Annotated in this window: 18 protein-coding genes; 3 read left to right on the top strand and 15 right to left on the bottom strand. The window is 36.5% G+C overall.

Features of this window, described 5'->3' with window-relative positions:
- Positions 1 to 153 precede the first annotated feature (153 nt).
- Genes D0T08_RS24590 through rbfA form a run of 3 tightly spaced genes read right to left on the bottom strand, consistent with a single transcriptional unit; the run spans position 154 to position 2845 of the window.
- A complete protein-coding gene (locus tag D0T08_RS24590) occupies positions 154 to 1197 on the bottom strand; it encodes a hypothetical protein (protein WP_116985407.1) in 1044 nt (347 codons plus the stop codon).
- A gap of 29 nt (positions 1198 to 1226) precedes the next feature.
- On the bottom strand, positions 1227 to 2432 hold the full coding sequence (locus D0T08_RS24585) for an FtsX-like permease family protein (RefSeq protein WP_116985406.1): 1206 nt from the start codon (positions 2430 to 2432) through the stop codon (positions 1227 to 1229).
- Positions 2433 to 2467: 35 nt separating this feature from the next.
- Complete coding sequence (gene rbfA / locus D0T08_RS24580) at positions 2468 to 2845, bottom strand: 30S ribosome-binding factor RbfA (RefSeq protein ID WP_116985405.1); 378 nt, start codon at positions 2843 to 2845, stop codon at positions 2468 to 2470.
- A 160-nt stretch (positions 2846 to 3005) separates the two neighbouring features.
- Here rbfA and D0T08_RS24575 point away from each other — a divergent pair, with 160 nt between their 5' ends.
- Positions 3006 to 4415, top strand: coding sequence for a hypothetical protein (locus D0T08_RS24575; RefSeq protein ID WP_229239044.1), 1410 nt, complete (start codon positions 3006 to 3008; stop codon positions 4413 to 4415).
- Between the two features lie 54 nt (positions 4416 to 4469).
- On the opposite strand, the gene rpiB is transcribed toward D0T08_RS24575, so the two are convergent.
- Positions 4470 to 4898: a ribose 5-phosphate isomerase B gene (rpiB, locus tag D0T08_RS24570; protein ID WP_116985404.1), complete on the bottom strand. Its 429-nt coding sequence runs from the start codon at positions 4896 to 4898 to the stop codon at positions 4470 to 4472.
- 118 nt (positions 4899 to 5016) lie between these two features.
- Here rpiB and D0T08_RS24565 point away from each other — a divergent pair, with 118 nt between their 5' ends.
- Entirely contained in the window at positions 5017 to 5745 is a 729-nt protein-coding gene (locus D0T08_RS24565) for a TIGR00730 family Rossman fold protein (protein WP_116985403.1), read from the top strand.
- Positions 5746 to 5815: 70 nt separating this feature from the next.
- Here D0T08_RS24565 and D0T08_RS24560 read toward each other — a convergent pair whose 3' ends face one another.
- The 8 genes from D0T08_RS24560 to D0T08_RS24525 all read right to left on the bottom strand — a co-directional run bounded on the left by D0T08_RS24560 (position 5816) and on the right by D0T08_RS24525 (position 12980).
- Entirely contained in the window at positions 5816 to 6238 is a 423-nt protein-coding gene (locus D0T08_RS24560) for a BrxA/BrxB family bacilliredoxin (RefSeq protein WP_116985402.1), read from the bottom strand.
- Between the two features lie 86 nt (positions 6239 to 6324).
- On the bottom strand, positions 6325 to 6636 hold the full coding sequence (locus D0T08_RS24555; protein ID WP_116985401.1) for a DUF59 domain-containing protein: 312 nt from the start codon (positions 6634 to 6636) through the stop codon (positions 6325 to 6327).
- 9 nt (positions 6637 to 6645) lie between these two features.
- Positions 6646 to 7074 (bottom strand): SufE family protein, encoded by a 429-nt coding sequence (locus D0T08_RS24550; RefSeq protein WP_116985400.1) that lies wholly within the window; start codon positions 7072 to 7074, stop codon positions 6646 to 6648.
- A gap of 15 nt (positions 7075 to 7089) precedes the next feature.
- Positions 7090 to 8340 (bottom strand): cysteine desulfurase, encoded by a 1251-nt coding sequence (locus D0T08_RS24545; RefSeq protein ID WP_116985419.1) that lies wholly within the window; start codon positions 8338 to 8340, stop codon positions 7090 to 7092.
- A gap of 47 nt (positions 8341 to 8387) precedes the next feature.
- Positions 8388 to 9158 carry an O-methyltransferase gene (locus D0T08_RS24540; RefSeq protein WP_116985399.1) on the bottom strand — a complete coding sequence of 257 codons (771 nt, stop codon included), beginning with the start codon at positions 9156 to 9158 and terminating at the stop codon, positions 8388 to 8390.
- A gap of 73 nt (positions 9159 to 9231) precedes the next feature.
- Positions 9232 to 11766, bottom strand: coding sequence for an ATP-dependent Clp protease ATP-binding subunit (locus D0T08_RS24535; protein ID WP_116985398.1), 2535 nt, complete (start codon positions 11764 to 11766; stop codon positions 9232 to 9234).
- A 165-nt stretch (positions 11767 to 11931) separates the two neighbouring features.
- Positions 11932 to 12573, bottom strand: coding sequence for a WbqC family protein (locus D0T08_RS24530; RefSeq protein WP_116985397.1), 642 nt, complete (start codon positions 12571 to 12573; stop codon positions 11932 to 11934).
- Positions 12574 to 12734: 161 nt separating this feature from the next.
- The gene (locus tag D0T08_RS24525) at positions 12735 to 12980 is read right to left on the bottom strand and encodes a hypothetical protein (RefSeq protein ID WP_116985396.1); all 246 of its coding nucleotides are present in this window, start codon (positions 12978 to 12980) and stop codon (positions 12735 to 12737) included.
- 432 nt (positions 12981 to 13412) lie between these two features.
- Between D0T08_RS24525 and D0T08_RS24520 the strand changes: the two genes are divergently transcribed.
- On the top strand, positions 13413 to 15863 hold the full coding sequence (locus D0T08_RS24520) for an OmpA family protein (RefSeq protein WP_116985395.1): 2451 nt from the start codon (positions 13413 to 13415) through the stop codon (positions 15861 to 15863).
- 20 nt (positions 15864 to 15883) lie between these two features.
- On the opposite strand, the gene D0T08_RS24515 is transcribed toward D0T08_RS24520, so the two are convergent.
- The 3 genes from D0T08_RS24515 to truA form a co-directional block, all read right to left on the bottom strand.
- On the bottom strand, positions 15884 to 16840 hold the full coding sequence (locus D0T08_RS24515; protein ID WP_116985394.1) for an L-threonylcarbamoyladenylate synthase: 957 nt from the start codon (positions 16838 to 16840) through the stop codon (positions 15884 to 15886).
- Positions 16840 to 17310, bottom strand: a complete 471-nt coding sequence (locus D0T08_RS24510; protein WP_116985393.1) for a GNAT family N-acetyltransferase — start codon at positions 17308 to 17310, stop codon at positions 16840 to 16842. Before D0T08_RS24510 ends, D0T08_RS24515 begins: the two co-directional genes overlap by 1 nt.
- Positions 17311 to 17403: 93 nt before the next feature.
- The gene (gene truA / locus D0T08_RS24505; protein ID WP_116985392.1) at positions 17404 to 18135 is read right to left on the bottom strand and encodes a tRNA pseudouridine(38-40) synthase TruA; all 732 of its coding nucleotides are present in this window, start codon (positions 18133 to 18135) and stop codon (positions 17404 to 17406) included.
- Positions 18136 to 18186 lie beyond the last annotated feature (51 nt).

Raw genomic sequence — 18186 nt, 5'->3', positions numbered from 1 at the left:
TAATTCAAATTAAAAAATAATCAACCACAGACTTTTAAAGGCTTAGGCACGGAGTTACACTGAAAAATGATTCACCACTTAGTGAAACTTTGTGCCAAACTCTGTGCTACTCCGTGGTAAAATTAACCTATTGCTATTAGCTCAAAAGTCTATTTACTCCGACTTCTTTTTCTGATTTTGTTTTTTCAAATCGATGTAATAATGTTCCTTTATTTTATGCAAAACATATTCATCATCTGTTTGTTCTACTTTATATTCTCTTTTAAATTTAAAATCATCAAGACTGGCATAACCACCTTTAATCGTTAATGTCAACACATTGCCAGCCTCGTCAAACGACCAGGCAGACTCGTCTGTATCAATATCCAGAAAATCTATACCAGCACAAAATTCGAGTGTCGGGTCCATCTGATAATCGTACTCCAATTTTCCATTATTGGCAAAGGTCAGTATCAGTGTATTGATTCTGAATTTTGATTTATCATATGAAGTAAATTTGATAGTATTCTTCATAATTTTATTGGTCAACAAAATCCAGCGTTTTGTATCAGACAATAGAACTTTGGTCTTTGCAATAGTTTCGGCAAATTTTGCAGCCTCTATTTCTTCTTTACTGATTTCTTTAGCCTCTGTCATAGCTGGCTTCACCTCTTCCTTTACTTCTGTTATCAAAACGGGTCTGATAATTTCAACAGGCTTAGCATTTGACTCTTTTACCAATACTTTTAAAGTTTCAGTTTGATTTGCCTGAACTTTTAGGTTCTCAGCGGTTTGTTCTGATATTCTTTTCAAAACGTAGCCACCAGCCGTTGGTTCAATTATATACGCTCTTTTGAAATTAAAATCATCCAGGCTTTTATAACCACCCTTTAAAGTCAATGTCATTACATTAGCATCAGGACTGTACTGCCAAGATGAATTCTTTGTGTCGATGTCTAAAAACTCAATTCTACCACCTGATGATGCATTAGGATTCGTTTCGTAATCGTACTCAATTTTCCCTCCGGCACCGAAACGCATCACAAAAGTGTCTGCTTTTAGCTTTGACGGGCTATAAGAAGCAAGATGAATATCACTTTTTTCGATTCTATTTGTCAGAAGAATCCATTTTTTTGATTGCATATTCAGACTGGCAGTTTGAGCGAAAGTCTGGGTAACAACGAAAGCTAAGGAAGTAATTTTTAAGAGCAGGTTCATTTGTATTTTTGTCAGCTTGAAAAATCTAATCAATATTTATTTGTGGCACGTTTAGCAGGAAAATAAGATACCAACAATGTGATAACAACAACAGCAATAGCAGTAATCAAAAAATCCATCGGGTTTATTTTTACCGGATAGGCATCAACAACAGCACTATCCATACCCATACCTAACCAACCAAATCGTTCTTGTGTCAGGCAGAACAAAAGGCCTAAAATAAGACCAACCATTGTACCGATAAAAGAGATAATCGCTCCTTCACTAAAGAATATTCTTTTTATTAACGAATCATCGGCTCCCATCGCATATAAAGTCTTTACTTCTTCTTTTTTATCTATTACTAACATAGTTAGTGAGAAGAATATATTGAAAGAAGCCACACCGATTATAAATACCAATGCTATAAAGATAAACAATTTTTCGATTTTTATTGCTCTAAATAAGTTAGCATTTTGTTCATCCTGATTTTGCACCAGAAATTTATCACCAAATATACTTTTAACTTCATCCTGTATTTTATCAGTGTTTGTCTCTGGATTTAATTGTACTTCCAAGGCAGTCCGTTTATCTCCGTATTCTGTCAACTCCTGCGCCACCGAAAGTGGAACATACACGTAATCGTCATGAAATTGCTCTAATGCATATACCCCCGAAATATTTATAACCTTCTTATTAATATTGTTTTCCGGGATAAGGGATAACTTTTTCTGGTTTTTAGGGTACCAGATTTCTAAAGGTTCTAATATGTTATCTAAAGAAATATTCAGTGCTCCGTATACATTACCACCTATAAAAGCATAATCTATATCATCTTTATGTAATAGAAAACTTCCCTCTACCAAGGAGCCTTTTAGCCGACTGTTCTTCTGGAAAGTGCTATCAACTCCTTTCAGTGTCACCACCATCTTCCCTTCTTCATACATGACTAGAGCATTATCCTGAATCACCTCAGTCACATAATCAATGCCCTTTATTTGCTTTAGCCTATTTAATTTATCCTTTTCGATAGTAAAAGTTTTACCCTCCACAGCCGATACTTTAATATCAGGATCAAAAGATTTAAAAATACTACGATTCAAATCTTCCAAACCATTAAAAACAGATAGAACTGCTACCGTTGCCATAGTCCCTATCCCGATACCTAGCATGGACATAAACGAAATAAAGTTGATAAAACTCTTTTTCTTTCGGGATAAGAAATACCGTCTGGCTATTAATAAGGATAAATTCAAGATATTGAGATTTTACTGCTTTATTGATGATGAAATTATTCTTCGTCTTCCTCCGCAGGAGCTGGAGGGATAACGATACCAGCAAAAAGGTTTTCTATTTTTTGTGCATATTCTGCTGTATCATCTATATAAAACTGTAAATCAGGCACTATACGCAATTGGTGGCGCACGCGAGCTGCCAAGTGGTTTCTGATAACTTTAGTATGTTCGCGTATGGTTTCCAGTAATCCTTCTTTATCTTTTGTAAGCAAAAAGCTTAGGTAAACTCTGGCTATAGCTAAATCAGGTGTAGTTTTTACATCAGTAATTGTAACGAAAGCCTTATCAAATGTCTGTTTCATTTCTCTCTGAAAAATCTCTCCCAAATCTTTCTGAATTTGTTTCGCTACTTGTCTTTGTCTTTTCGATTCCATTGTGTTCAAATTCACTAAATAATATACAAATATCCGTACTATTTCCGGTTTATTAATGAATAAATGCTTTAAAAATTATGTTTTGTCGGGTAAATCTATCTTTTTGAGCTATACTGCACTAATTTTTCATAACTTTGCAGAAAATATAAACAGTACAGCCTTGCTAACGTTTTTTAGATTCAATACGCTTTTCCATATCCTGTCATTATTGTTGTTGGTGATTCTTCTGAAATTGCCTTTTCTGGGTGACAAACTCCCAATTTTATTGCCTGAATTAGAGTGGATGTTGGTCGGAGAGAAAATCCGTGACGGAAGTTTTCTCTATAAAGAAATCCTGACTAACGTGGGCCCGCTTTCTGCTTTTATCTATTGGTTAATTGATTTGTCATTCGGCAGGGTTCAGTTTGCTTATGAGTTTATTGCCATTCTGATTATCTATTTTCAGGCACTCTATTTTACTTTTACTTGTAACACGCGTCAGACTTACCTTGAAAAAAATTACGCACCAGGCTTGGTTTATGTTTTATTGATGAGTTTGTCGTTTGATATGAGCAAACTTTCTCCGGTTTTATTAGCTACTACCTTTCTTCTTTTTGCTTTCAATAAAATTGTAAAACAAATGGAACGAAGAGAAGGGGTATCTGATGAAGTTTTTGAAATCGGACTTTATATCGGTATTGCTGTTCTGTTTCACCAGCCTTCTATGGTTTTCATTTTATGGAGTACCGCTTGTCTATTATTTTTTACCAACGCTAATTTAAGACAACACTTCTTAGCCATGCTTGGTTTCGCTATTCCATTATTTTTGGTGACACTTTATTTTTATTTTAATAATAGTATCGAAGAATTCAAGTATAACTGGTTCAGCGGAATATTCAGAATCAAGCAATATAGTCTAGAAGATTTCAAAAGTGCTTTGCTAGCGATTTCAATTCCTACTATTCTTGCTTTTCTAGGTTTTCTTCGCCAATCACAGGCATCTCGTTATAATAGCTACCAACAACGCACGCAGCAAATCATGTTGATATGGGCGGTTGTGGCGCTCTTGGCATTGTTCCTCTCGCCAAATGTCGCTCCCATGCAATTCATCATTTTTATCCCTTGTTTTGCATTCTTTGTTACAGGTTTCTTTTTACATTTCCGAGGTGCATTCTTCCCTGAATTGACATTTATGATTGCATTTATAGCAATTGTCGTAATGCAATATCAAGGAGTAACTCCGGTTTTAGGGAGAGGATTTGAGCAACTTTCAGACATGAGAATTAAGCCCAAATCTCTACCAGAATTAATGAAAGGACAAAAGATGCTTGTTATAGGTGAAAGAATTGATGAATATAAACTCGGGAAATCTGCTACTTGTTATCTGAATTGGGATTTATCGAAGATTGATTTAGAAAACCCGGACAACTACGAAAGTATCATTAATATATTCGATAATTTTAAGAAAGACCCTCCTACCATTATCATTGATAAGCAAAATGTAGTCCCTAAAATTTTTCAGCGAATTCCGGCTTTAGCGGTAGATTATAGAACTACTAACATTAAGGGAATTTATCAGAGAAAATATTAAAACCTTCAATAATAGAAGAGCCTGTTTGATTCAAATCAGACAGGCTCCTTATTTTTAGCAAGAAATTTTATCCGCTCTGCGTGCATGTCTTCCACCCTCAAAAGGTGTATTCAAAAATGTTTTTACACATTCCAAAGCTAATTCAAGATCAATAAATCGTGCAGGTAAACAAATGACATTAGCATTGTTATGCTCACGAATCAAGGCCGCCACTTCTAAATTCCAGGCCAATCCGGCTCTGATACCTTGATGATGATTAGCTGTCATACATACGCCATTTCCACTACCACAAATCAGAATACCGTATTCATATTCTCCTTTTTCAACTGCACTGGCTAATGAGTGAGAGGTGTCCGGATAATCCATTGATTCAGAAGTATATGGGCCAAAATCTGCGGTCTCAAAATTTTGTTCCTGAAGCCAATGCAAAATTACTTTCTTGTACTCAAATCCTGCATGGTCTCCTGCTATTGCAACTTTCATTGATATATATTTGTTGGTTCAAACTTTTTTTTGCAAATATACGTTTTCTTAATCCGATTCCTCTGAATTTCTTGAAGAAGAATCTTTATTTTGTACGACAAATTACTATTAATTTACTATGAGCGAAAAGGAAATTGAATCAAATGACGACTTACTAATCCGCGAAGCATTTGTTGAAAAAGGATGGAATGAAATACATAGCCAAGATTCATGGCAAATTTTAAAAACGGTTGCAGAATTTGTGGATGGCTTTGATAGGCTAGCAAAAATAGGGCCCTCGGTAACTATATACGGTTCAGCAAGAACCAAATCAGATCATAAATATTACCAGATGTCTGTTGACATTGCAGCAAGATTGGTAAAAAACGGCTATGGTGTAATCACAGGCGGTGGCCCGGGTATTATGGAAGCCGGCAATAAAGGTGCAAGTAAGAATGGTGGAAAATCAATTGGATTAAATATCAAATTACCGTTTGAGCAAGTGCCTAACCAATACGTTGACCCTGATAAAAGTATCAACTTTGATTACTTCTTTGCACGTAAAGTATGCTTTATGAAATATTCTCAAGGGTTTATTATTATGCCTGGTGGCTTTGGTACCCTTGATGAATTATTTGAAGCCTTAACCCTGATTCAAACCAAGAAAATTGCTCGTTTCCCGATCGTAATGGTTGGTAGTGAGTATTGGAAAGGATTACTTGACTGGCTTCAGAATACCATGTGTGATAGTGAAAAAAACATCAATCCCGAAGACCTGAAACTAATCAAGTTGGTAGATACTGCAGAAGATGCCGTAAAGGTAATTGATGAATTCTATGCCAAATATTTATTGAAGCCAAACTTTTAATAGTTCTGCTTTCAGAAACACAAAAGTCTCCCATTGTTACCAAGGGAGACTTTCATTTTATTATCTTTTCTTACGCTTCTGCACAGATCTCGTCAAATGCTGCTACTAAGTGTGTAGCAATCATTTCTGCCGAACGACCTTCAATATGGTGCCTCTCGATGAAATGTGCTATCTCTCCATCTTTAAAAATAGCAATAGCCGGCGATGATGGAGGAAATGGAATATAAGAGCGTAATTGTTGCGTTGCTTCGGTATCAACACCTGCAAAAACTGTTACCAGATGTTCAGGCTTTGCCTCAGAACGTTGTAAAGCTAATCTTACACCAGGGCGACAAGTACCTGCGGCACAACCACATACTGAATTGATTACTACTAATGCAGTACCTTTTTGATTTTCGATGAAATTATCGACATCCGACGGAGTCAGTAATTCTTGAAAGCCAACATTTACTAATTCGGCTTTCATAGGTGCTACTAAATGAGGAGGATACATAATATTATTTTTTGTTAAAAAATACTTGAAAAAGTCAAGCTAACTGATGTTCGTTAGATGCTCGTTTAGCTTGGATATATAATTTGTTACATAAAACCCAATTCTAATTTGGCTACTTCTGACATCATTTCGGTTGAATATGGTGGGTCAAAAGTCAGCTCAACACTTACATCACTTACTCCTTCAATTTCTTTTACTTTCTGCTCGATTTCAACCGGGATAGATTCAGCTGATGGACATGAAGGTGAGGTAAGTGTCATTAATAAGTAAACATTGTTTACCGGAAAAATCTTAATATCGTATATCAGACCCAACTCATATACATCAACCGGAATCTCTGGGTCATATACGGTTTTAAGCGCTTCTATTACTTTATCTTTTAGTTCTTGTTCGTTCATTTCAAAAAACTATTTATTTTCTTCTAATACCTGAAAAGCCAACGCATAGGCTTTCATTTGTTTTACCATTGATGCCAATCCATTTGAGCGGGTTTGAGCCAGGTGACTGCTTAGCCCTACTCTATTAATGAAATACAAATCTGCATTGAGTACTTCTTCAGGTGTATGCCCGGAAAGAACTCTCAATAACATACTTACCAGACCTTTTACAATAATCGCTTCACTATCTGCCTCAAAAATCAGCTTATCATCTTTCATATAAGCATTTAGCCACACGATTGATTGACACCCTTTTATAATATTTTCTTCAGTTTTATATTCGTCAGCCAGTTTTGGTAGTTTCTTTCCTAAATCAATGATGTACTCGTATTTCTCTTCCCAATCATCAAAAAGTTCAAACTCCTCTATGAGTTCATCCTGTATTTCGTTTATTGTCATGCTTTCTTGAATGAATTAAAGTACCATTTTTTTTACTTTCTCAATACCGAGTACGAGCTTATCTATCTCTTCTTTGGTATTATAAACAGCAAATGAGGCTCTTGAAGTTCCGGGAATCCCGAATCGTTTCATTAATGGCTGGGTACAATGGTGACCTGTGCGAATAGCTATCCCCTGTTGGTCAAGTATCACGCCTATATCTTGTGGGTGAATACCCTCTATCACAAACGAAATTACTGAAACTTTCTCTCTTGCCTGGCCAATAATTTTTAAACCCTCAATCTTCGATAATTGTTCGGTAGCATAGGCCAACAATTCGTTTTCATACGCTGCTACGTTTTCTTTGCCTAATTCCTCAATGTATTCAATAGCTGTTTTAACAGCTATCACATCGGCGATATTGGGTGTACCAGCTTCAAATTTATAAGGAAGTTCGTTATAAGTAGTTTTCTCAAACGTCACTTCTTTAATCATTTCTCCTCCACCACGATATGGCGGCATGGCTTCCAGTACCTCTTTTTTACCGTATAAAGCTCCCATTCCGGTTGGCCCATATAGCTTATGTGCCGAAAACACATAGAAATCAGTATCTAAATCCTGCACATCAATATTCAAATGTGAAGTAGCTTGTGCACCATCAATCAATACCTTTGCTCCTACTTCATGCGCTTTTTCGATAATATACTTTACCGGATTGATTGTACCTAAGGCATTAGATACATGAACAACTGATACAAATTTAGTCTTTTCCGACAACAATTTTTCATACTCCTCCAAAATCAATTCACCATTGTCATTAATCGGAATCACTTTCAATATACAGCCGTTTTGCTCGCATAGCATTTGCCAGGGCACAATATTAGAATGGTGTTCCAATGTGCTGATGATGATTTCATCCCCCTCTTTTAAAAATTTGCGTCCATAAGTCTGGGCAACCAGATTAATACCATCAGTTGTACCATAAGTAAAAATAATCTCTTCAGCATATCTGGCATTCAGAAATCTCTGAATCGTCCGGCGCGTGGCTTCAAAAGCAGAAGTAGCTTTTTCGGCTAAATGGTGTATTCCCCGATGTATATTGGCGTTATATTTACCGTAATAATTTGACAAAGCATTCAGCACCGGCAATGGCTTTTGTGTAGTAGCGGCATTATCAAAATACACCAGGTCTTTGCCGTTTATCTTTTCTTCAAGAATCGGGAAATCTGCTCTTATTTTTTGAATATCTAACATTGTGACTTTATCTGTTCTATTTTCAACTAACATCGAAAAAAACGTTTTAGTTTGCTTCATCTACCAAATCCATACACTATTTAGAATCTCAAAATGAAATGCTGCTTCGGTTGTTTTTTTCTGAAAAATATAATACCCACCCAGAAAATATCAATAGAAATAGTCACTTGAGGATGACTTTTAATATGATCCCAAGCCTTTTTCATACCCTCAGACCAATATATATCATCAAAAATAAAGCAGCCATCTTCGTGTATTTTACTCAGACATTTTTCAAAATAATCAACCGTTGGCTGATAGCGATGATTGGCATCAAAGAAAGCAAAGTCAATTTTGTCAGTCATTTTCAGCCTCTCTTGTAAAGTGTCATTCAAATCACCTACAATAACTTCTACATTGTGAATACCTAATTCAGTAAAATTCTCCTCTGCTACTTGAGCCGTATTTGGGCAACCTTCAAAGGTAAAAACTTTGCCCTCTTTATTTGCTTTTGCCAGATAAGCCGTTGTGACACCTAGTGAAGTACCTAAATCAAGAATAGTGTGATAGTTGTAAAACTTAATAATCCGATAAAATAATTGAGCTAGTTTGGCAGGTTTCTGAGAATTTTTAGCAATCTCTTTTATCTTTCTATTATTCGACTGATTAAGTTTCGAACCTGCACCCAAATCTGTAATTTCAATCTCACGTTCATCAGATAATAGCTTCTTTCTTAACTCTTCAATCGCTAAACAATCATTTTCTAACGTTGAGTTTTTCAGAACTTTGAGATAAAATTCAAACAAAAAAGGCGAGTGTAAACTATGCTCGTTTTTAGCGAGAAAAAGGTATTTGATATAGTCAAGAATCATAAATGCAAAAATAACAAAAGCACAGCTAAAAGCCGTGCCTTTGTTGTTTATTTACCAGGAAACTAAGATTTTCTTATTCTTCGATTTCTGCTTGTTTCTTAACATTTGCAAAACTAAGCGATTCGCCCTCTCCGCTATAATCAACCTGAATGGTATCCCCTTCTTTCATTTCACCTTTCAGAATTTCCTCTGCTAATGGGTCTTCCACATATTTCTGAATGGCACGATTCAAAGGTCTAGCACCATATTGTTGGTCATATCCTTTATCAGACAAGAAATCTTTTGCCTTATCTGTTAATTCAATCTGATAACCAATATTGGCAATACGAGAAGTTAAGCGCTTCAAGGCGATGTCAATAATCTTATGAATGTCTTCACGACTTAATGAATTAAAGACAATTACATCGTCCAGACGGTTCAGGAACTCTGGAGAGAATGTTTTTCTCAAAGCATTCTGAATGGTACTCTTCACCATTTCATCCTGATTCTCTGTACGAGCCTTTGTAGCAAAACCGATACCTGTACCAAAATCTTTCAGGTCACGTACCCCAATGTTTGAAGTCATGATGATAATAGTATTACGGAAGTCAACCTTACGTCCTAAGCTATCAGTCAAGACACCATCATCCAATACTTGTAACAAGATATTGTATACATCAGGGTGAGCCTTTTCAATCTCGTCAAGCAATACCACTGAGTATGGTTTTCTCCGGATTTTCTCGGTCAACTGACCGCCTTCTTCATAACCGACATATCCTGGAGGCGCTCCGACTAGGCGGGAAATACTGAATTTCTCCATATACTCACTCATGTCAATTCTTACCAGTGCATCTTCCTTATCGAAGAGGTATTCTGCCAATGTTTTAGCAAGCTCGGTTTTACCAACACCTGTAGGGCCTAAGAAAATAAACGAACCTATTGGTTTTTTAGGATCTTTCAATCCTACACGCGTACGTTGAATCGATTTTACCAATTTTTCAACGGCCGGGTCCTGACCAATAATTCTTCCACGTAAAGCGTCCCCCATTTTTAGGATTTTCTCACCCTCATTCATATTCACTCGCTTCACAGGAATTCCGGTCATCATTGCCACCACGTCCGCTACATTGTCTTCTGTTACATTATAGCGTTTAGTTTTAGCTTCTTCTTCCCAGGCTGCTTTTGCACGGTCTAATTGCTCTAAAAGTTTTTTCTCACGGTCGCGTAGTTGAGCTGCTTCTTCATAGCGTTGGCTCTTTACCACCTGATTTTTCTCTTTCTTAATCAACTCAACCTGTTCTTCCAGGAATAGAATATCCTGTGGTACTGAAATATTATTAATATGTACACGAGCACCCACTTCGTCTAACACGTCGATAGCTTTATCTGGTAAATATCGGTCAGTAATATATCTTTCTGATAATTTTACTGCAGCTTCCATCGCCTCAGGTGTATAATTAACGTGGTGATGATCCTCGTATTTATCTTTAATATTATTAAGAATTTCGATGGTTTCTTCAATAGAAGTGGCCTCAACCATTACCATTTGGAAACGACGAGCCAAAGCTCCATCTTTTTCTATATACTGACGATACTCATCCAGCGTTGTAGCACCAATACATTGGATGTCACCCCGGGCTAATGCAGGTTTGAACATATTAGAAGCGTCTAAAGAGCCACTTGCGCCGCCTGCCCCTACAATGGTATGAATTTCATCGATGAACAAAATTACATCGGGTGATTTTTCTAACTCATTCATCACAGCCTTCATACGCTCTTCAAACTGTCCGCGATATTTAGTACCTGCTACCAAAGATGCTAAATCGAGGGTAACAACTCTTTTACCAAATAATATACGAGACACTTTTTTCTGAACGATACGTAAGGCTAAGCCTTCTGCAATAGCAGTTTTACCTACACCGGGTTCACCAATCAATATCGGGTTATTTTTCTTACGTCTTGACAGAATCTGGGCAACACGCTCAATTTCTTTCTCACGTCCAACAATCGGGTCTAATTTGCCTACTTCGGCTAGTTTCGTCAAGTCACGTCCAAAATTATCTAATACTGGTGTTTTAGATTTTTCAGGGTTTTTCGGGTCATTTCTTTGTTGATATCCACCCGAACCACTGCCGAAAATTCTTTCGTCATCATCATCAGTTTCAGGACGCTCCATCACCGGTTTCTGACCGGTCAATTGATAATCAAGCATCTCTTTCGTTTGTTCGTAATTCAAATGGAATTTTTGTAAAATCTGGCCACCAAGGTTATCTGCGTCGCGCAAAATAGCTAACAGTAAATGCTCGGTGCCTATTAATTGTGATTTGAAGATTTTGGCCTCCAAATGCGTAATCTTTAAAACTTTTTCAGATTGGCGTGTCAACGGAATGTTTGCCAAATTTTTTATATTATTGGTAGCAGTTCCTTTGGTGGCTTGTTCAATTGTAATTCTCAACTCCTCAAGCGATACACCAGCCCCTTTCAAAAGATTTAAAGCAATACCTTCTCCGTCGCGAATCATCCCCAGAATCAAGTGTTCGGTTCCGATGTAATCATGACCAAGCCTAAGTGCTTCTTCACGGGCAAGGGTGATGATGTCTTTAACTTTTTGTGAAAATTTAGGCTCCATTTAATTTAAGTAGATTGTAAGGGGAAAAATGATTAATCATTTCGCTTATCCAATTTCCCATTATTTCAATAATTTTACAATGGTTCTATTGCTTTGGTTGCTTCAATGATTAGTTTAAGCAAAACACTTGCATTTGCAATATAACGATTTATTAACAAACTCTGTTCATTTTATAAAAGATTTCTTTAGAATTCCTAAAGATTGATTTCCCCTACAAAAAAGCAAGTCTATCATGCTAAGGTTAGGTACAAATTCGCTGCCAAAGTTTTGTTGATAGGCTATTGACTGATAGTATATACCTGTTTCTGAGTCTTTTTTGGGATTTATGAGCCCTCTGGCATCAAAAACGCCACTTTTTAGCTCTTTATTATAATTCTCTGTCAGACGAATTGTCTTGTTTATCTGCAATAATTTCAGACAAATTGTCAGTAATTCATAATTCAAGTCCCATAGAAAATGTGGTTTCTTTTGCAATGTCTTTTGAAAATAATCTCCAAAAAATTCAAAAAATGGCGATTTTCCATAGGCCGCTTTAATAGTCCGCCAATGAATTTCATACCATTTTTGTTGATAATCTATCTGAATATCCTTCACCAGAATCTTTTTATTGCCATCCAAAACAGGCACAATCAGCATTTCTACTTTATTTGCGCCCAGAATATAACATCGGTTCCGATAGCTTTGTTTGACATAATGCTCATGGCTTTCCAGTATAATCTCGTCAAATTGAAGCAATGTTGAGAAAAATTTTGTGCAAGGTAAATACTGTAAATCTATTAAAAGGGTACTTTTTGCTTGTTCCTCCATTATTATTAAGAACTTCTTTAACTTTTTCGATTGAACTACTATAAAATTATATCAACACTCTCAAAATTTCAATTGTTGTAGTACCCTCTTTCAAAAAGGTTCCCACTATGTAGGTAACCTTTTTCGATTCCATTCTAGTGGTTCCTACTTAAAAACGATTATCATTCTTGCCAAAAGGTTCCTACCGTATTAGTAACCTTTTTTAGTTCCATTTTAGTGGTTTGTGCCCGAAAACTATTCGCTTCCTTAATTAAAAAGGTTCCCACCATATCAGTAACCATTTCTGATGCTGTTTTAGTGGTTAGTATTTGGAAACAATTACCATCTTTGCTCAAAAAGGTTCCCCCCATATTGGTAACCTTTGTTCGATTCTGACAAATTCCTATAAAACCGAATAAAGGTCTCATTGGTTGTACCCAGTAAGTAGCAATTACAGACTCGCTCGTCACGTTTATTTATTTCTTTAAAACCTGTTCTAACCTTTATTTTCTGCTTCTCACTGGCAATAGTTGCAATATGAATTGTTATCCATTAAATTTCCGACTTATGCCTATACTTTACAAAGGTTTGGAGCAGTTTTTTTGGTAAAATCAGACTATGGATAGGAGCTTATATAATATTTATATTGTCTTATACTGATTAAGGTTTAGCATACTAAAATTAAAAACAATTTTTATGCGTTCATTAATTATTAAAGCAAAGAATTCATAAAACATTTACGCTAGTAATTGTCGCAAAACAACATAATTTCATAAAAACTTACAATTCATTTGAGATTCTTCGTTGTATTATTTTAAAAAATAAGAAATTTGCAGAGTATATCTCTTTTTCAATATTCTATGAGAAGTTTAGTAATACTGATTGCTTTTTCAATCTTCAATATCTGTTCAGCTTTTGCTACCCATACTTCGGCTAAAAAACTTGACTCTACCTATACTTTCGGAGCTTTCGACAAAGCCACAGGAAAGAGGCTGGCAGCTACTTTTAAAATCTACTTTAAAACTACAGATCCATTGATAATTCAAGGCACGCTTCAAAGTGATGTACAGTTTAAACCTGCTACCAAAGGCCAATATGAAGTGGAAATTAGCATGCCCAATTATGTATCCAAGCGAATACCGTTGAATCTTGAAAATCTGGGTGCAGGTAAAACCAATTTCAAGGAAGTACTGGAAGTAGCTGTAGACGAATATATTATTTTAATTACCGATGCGAAAGACAAGCAGATAATTACATCTGCCATAGTAAAAGTATATGATGACGCTAATAAGGAGGTAGAGGCAAAAGTAAACCCGAAAACTGGTGAATGGAAAACAATGCTTGATGTAAGCAAAAACTACCGAATTGACATTGAAGCGCCAGGGTATCAGGGCACGAGTATGGAGATACAAGGAGTTGATGTGACAAAGGTTGCTAAAACACCAAGTAAATTTATCAGCGTCAGTTTGCAGAAAAATGCTTCACAGGTGGCCTCATTTATCGCAACAGATGCTATAACTCATGAACCCCTTATAGCCAACTATAAAGTACTTCGTCCAGAAGAAACTACCCTGACAGGACAATCGAACAAGAATGAGCCTTATAAAATTGAATTTAATCCCAAGAAAAAATTTACGGTTGAGGTTAGCGCAGACGGCTATAAAACAATAACTGAAGCTATTAGTTTTGATCAAACTATGATTGACAGAGGAATTCCCAGTGCTTTATTGAAAAAATTTGAACTTCAAAAAGATACCTATAGTTTCTTATTCAAAATCATTGATTCGCAAACTAAAGCCAATATCATCAGTACCAGAATGCGAATTATCAATTTAAGTACCAAGCAATCTATTGCAGGAAAGATTGAAAAAGAGGGATTTTCTGCCAACTTATCGCCTGACACTGAATATTCTATTGAAGTTGAATCAGAGGGTTACCAGCAAGCTAATCAGAATATAAATCTGAAAGAATTAATAGCTAAAAACCAGTTTGTACAAGAGATATTGCTAGTCAGGAAATCTACTGAGCAATATCGGCTCATTGTAGTTGATGAAGAAAATGATAAGAATGTTGCAGGAGCAAATCTGCGTATATTTAATGCTAAGAATGAGCCTATAACTATTTCTACCACTAATGTACAATCAGAATGGCTGGCTGATTTAAAAATTGCGGAGCAATATACTGCCGAAGTAAAAACACAGGGTTATCTGGCATTAAGAACACCGGTTCTTAAAACTAATAAAACAGTTTACTTAAAGATAAAAAAAGTACCGACAGCAGAAGTTTATTTCATGGTTACTGATTTTTATACTAAAAATATTCTGCCATCAGATTATAAATTAAAGACTGGTAATACTCTTGTTGAGGGAACTATGAACCCGGAAAAAACAAGATTTAAAGCTACTTTATCACCTGATAAAAGTTATGAGATTGAAGTAGTATCAGACGGGTATCCGGCTTATAAAGAGACAGTTAACCAAACAAAAGCGGTAAATAATGTAATTACGCTTGAATTGAAAAAAACAGGTTATGATTTTACCTTTAATCCGATCGATTCGAAAACAGGTGCAGCTATTCCAAATGTAAAAATAACCTTGGTTGATGCAAACAATCAGTCAATACCAGTTACTAACAATGAAGCAAAAAGTGTTTCTCCGAAAAGTTTTGAGAAAAAATACTCTTTAAATGCGCAAGCAGCAAATTATAAGGCTTTTTCTGAAACACTAGATCTGATGGACATGGTGGCTGCCAATAAGCATGATATTGTGATGGAAAAAGCAGACCCTGTACAGGCCCCTCCTCCGGTTGTAGAAAAACCTAAAGTAGAAGAAAAAACTGTAGCGAAGAAGGAAGAAAATCCTACTCCTGCCCCACCGATAGCAACACCTAAAGAACCGGAAAAGAAAGAGCCTGAAAAACCAGTGGTTTCATCAATTGCAGATGATTATTTTAAAGGGATTGCTATTGGAACACCAGTTAAATTAGAAAATGTGTATTTCGACCAAAGTCAGCCTGTTATCAAACCGCAATCTTTTCCGGAATTAGACAGGTTGGTTAGCTTACTAAAGAGATATCCTAAAATGAGTATAGAAATTGTTGGACATACTGATAATGTAGGCGACCCAAGAATGAACTTATATCTCTCAGAATTGAGAGCAAAGGCAGTTTCCAACTATTTGTTTAATAAGGGAATTGCACCTAATCGCCTAACACATAAGGGTAAAGGCCAAGAACAGCCTGTTTCAGCAAATGATACAGAAGAAAATCGTCAGAAGAATAGAAGAGTTGAGTTTATAGTGTTAGAATTATAACTCAATCTTTTATCAAAGATCTAGTCTTTGATAGTCGCTCTTTTGATTCTGTCATTAACAGCTCTGCCCAGTTCTTTTTCAGGGAGTAACTCTGTGTAAATCCTATCAACCTCCATAGAATCTAATTGCCGCATATAAGCAAAAAGATGCTTGGCTGCTTCTCTGAAATCACCATTCGGAGAAAGCAATAATTGATTTTCGGCAGGAATATCAGGGTGATAATGTTGAAAGCCCAGATAGCCAATCTTTTTCCCTTCCGAGTTTATTGCTTTCTTATTATCCAAAAGAATTAATTGTTTCTTCGGTGCATAATGGCTTTTGAGCATTCCTGGTGCTAATGGATTTGAGGAAGAATGTTCAATTACATTTACTTTACCCACAACGCCCTCAATGTCTTCAATTGATAACCCTCCTTTACGATACACAACTGCTTCATCATCCACAAAACCAACTATCGTTGATTCAATTCCTACCTGACAATCCCCGCCATCCAGAATATACTTAATCTTATCTCCTAATTGATTATTAACATGAGTAGTATTTGTCGGAGAAATATACCCGAATGGATTCGCACTAGGCGCGGCTAGAGGGTAATCTAACTGGCTAAGTAATTCAAGTGTCAGAGGATGTTGTGGAATACGAATCGCCACATTTTCCAAGCCGGATGTTACCAAGTCAGGAATGATGTCTTTTCTTGGAAGCAAAAGTGTCAATGGCCCCGGCATAAATTTCTCAGCTAAGTCATATACTCGGGTATCTATTTCACTGATATAATCTTTGAAACGTTCAATACTATTGGTATGAATAATGAGCGGGTCAAAAGAAGGTCTATTCTTCACCTCAAATATTTTAGCAACAGCATCAGTATTCAGGGCATTTCCAGCAAGACCATAAACCGTCTCTGTAGGAATCCCAATTACTTCTCCTTCATTCAGAAGCTTAATTGCTAAATCTATATCTTTTCCTATAATTGCCATTATATAAGGTCCTTTTCAAAATAAGCTACATCATCTTCCGGATTATAATTATAGGAAGTAGTTTCAGTAAATTGCAGTGCTTTATATAAATGATTCGCAGATGCTAACCGTCTGAGCGTATCCAGTTTCATTTTTTTGTAGCCTTTCTCTTTGGCTTCTGCGATGACTATCTGAGCCAGTTTTTTCCCTAGGCCCAAACCCTGAAAATCCGGTTTTACATATAGTCTTTTCATTTCACACACTCCCTCTTCTAATTTCCACAAAGCTATACAGCCTGCACTTTTTCCTTCTACTTTGGCTAAGAAAATAGCACCTTCCGGCTCAGCATATTTAGCTGGGAGCTTGGCTAGTTCTTCTTCAAAATTCTGAAAGCACAGGCTTACACCCAGAAATTTTTCATATTCCCGGAACAATGCTTTTATTTCTTCCAAGTCTTCTGAAGAAGCAATTTTTTGAATAGTGATGTTCATTTTAATTCTGTTTGCATCTCATGGTGTGCACGGGGACGCCTAGTCTCCGTGGAACTGTTTGATGGAGACTAGGCACCCCCGCACCACTCCTTCCTACGGATACCCTACTTCAACTAAAGTCAATCCCTCGGCTGGAACAGCCCTGCCAGCTTTCTGGCGACTTTTTGATAAAATAATATCTTCAAATCCAGATAAACTCAATTTTCCGGTGCCAACTTCTAACATCGTTCCGACAATGGCTCGCACCATGCCTCTTAAAAATCTATCAGCTTTGACATGAAACAGCAGGAACTGGTCTTCCTGTTCCCAATAAGCAAAATCTATCTGACAATTGAATGTAACCACATCTGTATGGACTTTGCTAAAGCATTGAAAATCAATATGCTTTTTCAAGATCTCCCCTGCTCTATTCATTTGTCCAACATCCACAGGTGTCCTGTAAAAATAAGAAAACTCCTGCCAGAACGGCGTTTTCTGCTGTGAAATTCGATATAGGTATCTCCGATGGGTAGCATCAAATCTCGAGTGAAACTCATCTGAAACAGTAGTAATCTGTTGAACCGCAATATCTTTTGGTAAAATGCCGTTCATGGAGTGTACCATCTTTTCGAGATTAGCCAGAGGTTCCATTACATCGAAATGCGCAAATTGTTGATAGGCGTGTACTCCGGCATCAGTTCGGCTACTTCCCACAATCTGCATTTCCTTTCTCATGACTATAGACAAGGCTTTTTCTATATGCCCTTGCACACTAGGTGCATTGTCTTGCACCTGCCAGCCATGAAAAGCAGTACCTTTATAAGAACACTCTAATAAATAACGCATGCGACAAAGATAACATCCTGATGGGCACGTAAGCAAATCTCGTCTGATTAA

The organism is Emticicia sp. C21 (genome assembly GCF_003418935.1).
Lineage (GTDB): Bacteria > Bacteroidota > Bacteroidia > Cytophagales > Spirosomataceae > Emticicia.
This window is presented reverse-complemented; position numbering and strand designations above follow the sequence as displayed.

Coding starts and splice junctions, on each gene's coding strand:
- truA (WP_116985392.1), bottom strand. CDS start 18,135: ATGCGTTATTTATTAGAGTGTTCTTATAAAGGTACTGCTTTTCATGGC.
- D0T08_RS24520 (WP_116985395.1), top strand. CDS start 13,413: ATGAGAAGTTTAGTAATACTGATTGCTTTTTCAATCTTCAATATCTGT.
- rbfA (WP_116985405.1), bottom strand. CDS start 2,845: ATGGAATCGAAAAGACAAAGACAAGTAGCGAAACAAATTCAGAAAGAT.
- D0T08_RS24515 (WP_116985394.1), bottom strand. CDS start 16,840: ATGGCAATTATAGGAAAAGATATAGATTTAGCAATTAAGCTTCTGAAT.
- D0T08_RS24535 (WP_116985398.1), bottom strand. CDS start 11,766: ATGGAGCCTAAATTTTCACAAAAAGTTAAAGACATCATCACCCTTGCC.
- D0T08_RS24530 (WP_116985397.1), bottom strand. CDS start 12,573: ATGGAGGAACAAGCAAAAAGTACCCTTTTAATAGATTTACAGTATTTA.
- rpiB (WP_116985404.1), bottom strand. CDS start 4,898: ATGAAAGTTGCAATAGCAGGAGACCATGCAGGATTTGAGTACAAGAAA.
- D0T08_RS24565 (WP_116985403.1), top strand. CDS start 5,017: ATGAGCGAAAAGGAAATTGAATCAAATGACGACTTACTAATCCGCGAA.
- D0T08_RS24510 (WP_116985393.1), bottom strand. CDS start 17,310: ATGAACATCACTATTCAAAAAATTGCTTCTTCAGAAGACTTGGAAGAA.
- D0T08_RS24560 (WP_116985402.1), bottom strand. CDS start 6,238: ATGTATCCTCCTCATTTAGTAGCACCTATGAAAGCCGAATTAGTAAAT.
- D0T08_RS24545 (WP_116985419.1), bottom strand. CDS start 8,340: ATGTTAGTTGAAAATAGAACAGATAAAGTCACAATGTTAGATATTCAA.
- D0T08_RS24540 (WP_116985399.1), bottom strand. CDS start 9,158: ATGATTCTTGACTATATCAAATACCTTTTTCTCGCTAAAAACGAGCAT.
- D0T08_RS24550 (WP_116985400.1), bottom strand. CDS start 7,074: ATGACAATAAACGAAATACAGGATGAACTCATAGAGGAGTTTGAACTT.
- D0T08_RS24525 (WP_116985396.1), bottom strand. CDS start 12,980: ATGAGACCTTTATTCGGTTTTATAGGAATTTGTCAGAATCGAACAAAG.
- D0T08_RS24555 (WP_116985401.1), bottom strand. CDS start 6,636: ATGAACGAACAAGAACTAAAAGATAAAGTAATAGAAGCGCTTAAAACC.
- D0T08_RS24590 (WP_116985407.1), bottom strand. CDS start 1,197: ATGAACCTGCTCTTAAAAATTACTTCCTTAGCTTTCGTTGTTACCCAG.